The following is a 5,515-nucleotide window of genomic DNA, read 5'->3' as shown; positions in this document are numbered from 1 at the left end:
CGGGGGCGCGGGGGGCGGGGGGGGGCGGCCGCGTCCGCCCGGCCCCCGTGTGCGGCCGGGGGGTGGGGGGCGCCGCGCCCCCCCCCCCCCCCGACTCCGTTGTCCGTTGCGGGTCCGGCGAGCCGGTACGCCGCCGCTCTGCCGCGCTCTGTCCTGCCGCGCTCTGTCCTGCCGCGCTGTGTCCTCCCGCGCTGTGTCCTGCCGCGCGTTCCGCCGGTCACGCGCAGCGGGCGGCGTACGACCGGACCGTCGTCTGTGCGGCCCGCCCGAAGACCTCCCGCCGGACCACCTGCGGGCCGTTCCGGGGAAGGCCCAGCCGGGGTACGCGGTTTTGCCAACCGTGGCGCGGTTCGTGCGTCGCGCGGGGTACCGCAGAGCGGGCGGACGGGGCTTCCGGGGCGTCTCGGCTGCGTTCCCGACGAACCATCATGATCGCCCCAATCCCGGCATGACCTGCGAAGCTGCCTGCGGCAAAAGTTTCACAGCTTGGTGACAAGGTCATGTATCGCGGACCCCGGAACCCCCATGCACTGCTGTGCGTTGCTACTGTCGTGGCGACGGATTCCGTTGCCCAATTGATATGCGGCTGATCACGGGCGCGGAGCGGGCACGGCGGACTGAGATGGGGGTTCGGTGGACGACAACAGCTGGCGCGCTGCGCAGGCCGCGCGTGAGCCTGTGGTGGAGGGCCTGACGCACTCGGGGCTGCCCCGGCGCATGCCTCAGGCGAACCTGGTTCCGGGGGCCGCGGTGGACGCCGTTCCCGGGCTCGCCCCGGGCATCCCGCTGGGCCTGTCGCGGGATCCCCAGGATGTGCGCACCCGGCTCGACAGCTTCGTCCAGGGACGCGAACAGGCCCGTGCGGGAGCGGAACCGCCGCTTCCGGCCGTACCCCCGAACCCGATGACGGCGCCCAGCCCGCTGGCCACCGCACCGGTCCAGAAGCCGCTGACCAACAAGCCCGCGCAGCCTGCCGAGCCGACGCCGCGCAGGGCCGCGCCCGCGGCCCAGCCCAAGCGCATCCCGGCCGCCCGCAAGCCGCAGCAGGCCAAGTCGGCGAAGCCGAGCCGGCCCGCGCCGAACACCGGCGCCGCGTCGTCCGACGAGCCGTGGGGCGACGGCTGGAAGACCTTCAGGCCGGGGCACTGACGCGCGGCACTTGACCACTCCGTGACCATCCCGTAACCGCCCGCATGCCCCTCCGGGAGTGTGCGGGCGGACGGCGGTCGGAGCCCTGCCGACGGCAGTTGCGTCGAGTTCGTCGAAGGTCGGTTCTCCTCACAGGGAAACGCACGGTACAGCGACCGCCGTTGCCTCCCGAGCCAGATTTGCCTACGCGGAAAATCCGTCCCGCGGACCGACGTTCGCGCATCGACGCACGAGCCGATCGGCAACCCCCCGCGTACCCGCATCCCTCGAACGCCCGGCCAACGCCCGGCGCGACGTGCGACCGCGGCACATCATGCGCCGTGCCGTTCGTCCGATGCCCGCGTCTCGGGAGGTCGAATGCGCTCCAACGCCCCGGATACCTACGAACTGCGCCACCAGCCGGGATGGCACTTGGTCAAACCGATCGTCGCGGGTGCCTTTTGCGGCCTGGTCATCGTCCTCGGAGTGGTGGGCGGGGCTTGGGTCGTAGTGGCGGGAGCCGTGGCGTGCGCGTTTGGCGCCGTCCTTTGGCTGCGGAGCGACTTGGACCACGGGGTCGTGTTCCGCCTGGACGCCCATGGCCTCACGTTCCCCGCTCCGCTCGGCGTGATTCCGCTGACCGTGCCGTGGCGCCAGGTCGAGTCCTTCGTCTGCCTGCCGAGCTCCGATCGGACGCACCGCGTGGGCGTGGTTGCGGTGCGGGCCTGGCATGACGCCGTAGGGCCGGTCACGTGGGGCGCGGCGGGGAGTTTCGAGGCGCGCTTCCAGGAACGCATCGATCGAGAGTTCGGCGCTCCCGTGGCGGCGACGACCGAGGTGTGGCGCGGCGGGGCCCGCCATATCCGGGAACTCGCCGACGTGGACGCCCACTTTGCTCCACACGTGCCGTTCGCACATGTACCCCACGGCCTGTGCCGCGTGAGGGTCCGCCGATGAGCGGCCGCGTCGCCGTTCGGCCGTCGCGTCGTCCGCGGCACCCGAATTGAGCCCCCACGGGTGAGCGGCTGTACAGCCTTTCGGTCGCCGCGTTGTCCACAGCAACCGAAATGAGCCCCCACTTCAGGGGGTTGTAGCACGAATGCCGCAGGTCGTGTTTCGGTCTGTCCACGGGCCTTGCGTCGGCGCGTCCGCGGGTCGTGCGTCGACCCGTACTGCGGCAGCGCCTCCGGTGGCAATGCCTCCGGTGGCGGCCCGGGGTGGGATTGGTGTCAGGCCCGGGCCGCAAGCCGGGGTCAGACGTCCACCTGGGCCTTGCGCAGTGCGTCGGACAACTTCGCGGCGGCCTCCATGACGGCCTGCGCGTGCAGGCGGCCCGGGTGGCGGGTGAGGCGCTCGATCGGGCCGGACACCGAAACGGCGGCCACGACGCGGTTGCTGGGTCCGCGTACGGCGGCCGAGACAGAGGCGACGCCGGGCTCGCGCTCGCCGATGCTCTGCGCCCAGCCGCGGCGGCGTACGCCGGACAGCGTGGTCGCGGTGAAACGCGCACCCTGGAGGCCGCGGTGCAGGCGCTCCGGCTCCTCCCACGCGAGCAGGCACTGCGCGGCCGAGCCGGCCTTCATCGGCAGCGTGCTGCCCACCGGGACGGTGTCCCGCAGGCCGGAGAGCCGCTCGGCGGCGGCGACGCATACGCGCATGTCGCCCTGGCGCCGGTAGAGCTGCGCGCTCTCGCCGGTGACGTCGCGCAGGTGCGCGAGCACCGGGTGGGCCGCGGCCAGCAGGCGGTCCTCGCCCGCGGCCGCGGCGAGCTCCGCGAGGCGCGGTCCGAGGACGAAGCGCCCCTGCATGTCCCGGGCGACGAGACGGTGGTGTTCCAGCGCCACCGCGAGGCGGTGGGCGGTGGGTCGGGCCAGTCCGGTAGTGGCGACAAGCCCCGCCAGCGTCGCGGGACCGGCTTCGAGCGCGGCCAGCACGACAGCGGCCTTGTCGAGCACGCCGACTCCGCTAGAGTTGTCCATGCTCTGATATTGCCGTCTCGAATGACGAGACGCAAGTCCGTTTTGGACGGCTCAGGTGGCAGAGTTCGGACCGTGGGCGCACACGCTGCGGGTGGGCAGCCGGGATGCGACCGCGGAACACGACACAGGAAGTCGGCAATGACGCCGACCGGAGGGACAGCGATGGGACGGACACTCGCGGAGAAGGTCTGGGACGCACACGTCGTGCGTCGCGCTGAAGGAGAGCCGGACCTGCTCTACATCGACCTGCACCTGCTGCACGAGGTGACCAGCCCGCAGGCCTTCGACGGCCTGCGCCAGGCCGGGCGCCCGGTCCGCCGGACCGATCTCACGATCGCGACCGAGGACCACAACACCCCCACCCTCGACATCGACAAGCCCATCGCGGACCCGGTGTCCCGCGTCCAGTTGGAGACGCTGCGCCGCAACGCCGCCGAGTTCGGCGTGCGCATCCACTCGCTCGGCGACGTCGAGCAGGGCGTCGTGCACGTGGTCGGCCCGCAGTTGGGCCTGACCCAGCCCGGCATGACCGTGGTGTGCGGCGACAGCCACACGTCGACGCACGGCGCTTTCGGCGCGCTGGCGTTCGGCATCGGCACCAGCCAGGTCGAGCACGTTCTGGCCACGCAGACGCTGCCCATGGCGCCGTTCAAGACCATGGCCGTCACCGTCAACGGCGAACTGCCCTCCGGGGTCACGGCCAAGGACCTGATCCTCGCGGTGATCGCGAAGATCGGCACGGGCGGCGGACAGGGCTACGTCATCGAGTACCGCGGCGAAGCCGTCCGGAACCTCTCGATGGAGGGCCGGATGACCGTCTGCAACATGTCGATCGAGGCGGGCGCCCGGGCCGGCATGATCGCGCCCGACGACACGACCTTCGGGTACCTGAAGGGCCGCGACCACGCGCCGCAGGACGCGGACTGGGACGCCGCGGTCGAGTACTGGGCGTCGCTGAAGACCGACGACGACGCGACGTTCGACCACGAGGTGGTCATCGAGGCGTCCGAACTCACGCCGTTCGTCACGTGGGGCACCAACCCCGGCCAGGGCGCGCCGCTGTCCGCGAACGTGCCCGACCCGGCGTCGTTCGACGACCCGTCCGAGCGCAGCGCCGCCGAAAAGGCCCTGGAGTACATGGGCCTTACGGCCGGACAGGCGCTGCGCGACATCAAGGTCGACACGGTCTTCATCGGCTCGTGCACGAACGGCCGTATGGAGGACCTGCGCGCGGTCGCGGACATCCTGCGCGGCCGCCGGATCGCGGACGGCGTGCGCATGCTCGTCGTGCCCGGGTCCGTACGCGTCTCGCTGGAGGCCGTGAGCGAGGGCCTGGACAAGGTGTTCACCGAGGCCGGTGCCGAATGGCGGTACGCCGGTTGCTCGATGTGCCTGGGCATGAACCCGGACCAGCTGGCCCCGGGTGAGCGCAGCGCGTCGACCTCCAACCGCAACTTCGAGGGACGGCAGGGCAAGGGCGGCCGTACGCACCTCGTCTCGCCGCAGGTCGCCGCCGCCACCGCGGTCCTGGGCCACCTGGCCGCCCCCGCCGACCTCGATGCCGCAGTGCCCGCAGGAGTCTGATCGCCATGGAACCGTTCACCACCCACACCGGTACGGCCGTTCCGCTGCGCCGCAGCAACGTCGACACCGACCAGATCATCCCGGCCCACTGGTTGAAGAAGGTCACCAAGACCGGCTTCGAGGACGGGCTCTTCGAGGCCTGGCGCAAGGACCCGGCCTTCGTGTTCAACCAGCCGGAACGCGCCGGCGCCACGGTCCTGGTCGCCGGACCGGACTTCGGCACCGGTTCGTCGCGCGAGCACGCGGTCTGGGCCCTGCAGAACTACGGCTTCAAGACCGTGATCTCGTCCCGCTTCGCCGACATCTTCCGCGGCAACTCGCTGAAGGGCGGCCTGCTGACGGTCGTCCTGCCGCAGGAGACGGTCGACCGCCTGTGGGCGCTGACCGAGGCCGACCCGACCGTCGAGATCACCGTCGACCTCGTCGAGCGGCAGGTCCGCGCGGGCGACGGAGACGCCGCTGTCGTCGCCGATTTCGAGATCGACGACTACACGCGCTGGCGGCTGCTGGAGGGTCTCGACGACATCGGCCTGACCCTCCGCCACGAGGCGGACGTCACCGAGTTCGAGGCCGGCCGGCCGTCCTGGCTGCCGCGTACGCAGAACGCCCGAGGTTCGCGGACGACCGCCTGACCTGCGTCGGGAGGGCCGAACGAGGTCCGTCCGACTGACTGATTCAGGCCACCGGGAGGGCAACCCCGGGAAGAGCCAACTGCCTTGCGGAAGCGGGGGGGGGGGCGGGGGGGGGGGCCGGGGGGGGGGGGGGGGGGGGGGGGCCGGAGGTGGGGTATTGGCCCGTCGGTGAAGCAATCACGAGGGGACGAG

Annotated in this window: 5 protein-coding genes; 4 read left to right on the top strand and 1 reads right to left on the bottom strand. The window is 72.0% G+C overall.

The window, feature by feature from the left end; translation table 11 throughout:
• The first annotated feature begins 633 nt into the window (after positions 1–633).
• Positions 634–1,149 (top strand): hypothetical protein, encoded by a 516-nt coding sequence (locus AB0C36_RS42410; protein WP_358364961.1) that lies wholly within the window; start codon positions 634–636, stop codon positions 1,147–1,149.
• Positions 1,150–1,506: 357 nt separating this feature from the next.
• Positions 1,507–2,085, top strand: coding sequence for a hypothetical protein (locus AB0C36_RS42405; protein WP_358364958.1), 579 nt, complete (start codon positions 1,507–1,509; stop codon positions 2,083–2,085).
• Positions 2,086–2,381: 296 nt separating this feature from the next.
• Here AB0C36_RS42405 and AB0C36_RS42400 read toward each other — a convergent pair whose 3' ends face one another.
• On the bottom strand, positions 2,382–3,107 hold the full coding sequence (locus AB0C36_RS42400) for an IclR family transcriptional regulator (protein ID WP_231778302.1): 726 nt from the start codon (positions 3,105–3,107) through the stop codon (positions 2,382–2,384).
• Positions 3,108–3,269: 162 nt separating this feature from the next.
• Between AB0C36_RS42400 and leuC the strand changes: the two genes are divergently transcribed.
• Positions 3,270–4,691 (top strand): 3-isopropylmalate dehydratase large subunit, encoded by a 1,422-nt coding sequence (leuC, locus tag AB0C36_RS42395; protein ID WP_358364954.1) that lies wholly within the window; start codon positions 3,270–3,272, stop codon positions 4,689–4,691.
• A gap of 5 nt (positions 4,692–4,696) precedes the next feature.
• Positions 4,697–5,323, top strand: a complete 627-nt coding sequence (gene leuD / locus AB0C36_RS42390; protein ID WP_358364951.1) for a 3-isopropylmalate dehydratase small subunit — start codon at positions 4,697–4,699, stop codon at positions 5,321–5,323.
• Positions 5,324–5,515: the final 192 nt, after the last annotated feature.

Source organism: Streptodolium elevatio, from assembly GCF_040649515.1.
GTDB classification, from domain to species: domain Bacteria; phylum Actinomycetota; class Actinomycetes; order Streptomycetales; family Streptomycetaceae; genus Yinghuangia; species Yinghuangia elevatio.
Note: the sequence above shows the minus strand (reverse complement) of the source record. Positions and strands in the feature narration are given on the sequence as shown.

Excerpts from the sequence above, each read along its gene's own strand:
- AB0C36_RS42400 (WP_231778302.1), bottom strand. The coding sequence starts at position 3,107 with ATGGACAACTCTAGCGGAGTCGGCGTGCTCGACAAGGCCGCTGTCGTG.
- AB0C36_RS42405 (WP_358364958.1), top strand. The coding sequence starts at position 1,507 with ATGCGCTCCAACGCCCCGGATACCTACGAACTGCGCCACCAGCCGGGA.
- leuD (WP_358364951.1), top strand. The coding sequence starts at position 4,697 with ATGGAACCGTTCACCACCCACACCGGTACGGCCGTTCCGCTGCGCCGC.
- leuC (WP_358364954.1), top strand. The coding sequence starts at position 3,270 with ATGGGACGGACACTCGCGGAGAAGGTCTGGGACGCACACGTCGTGCGT.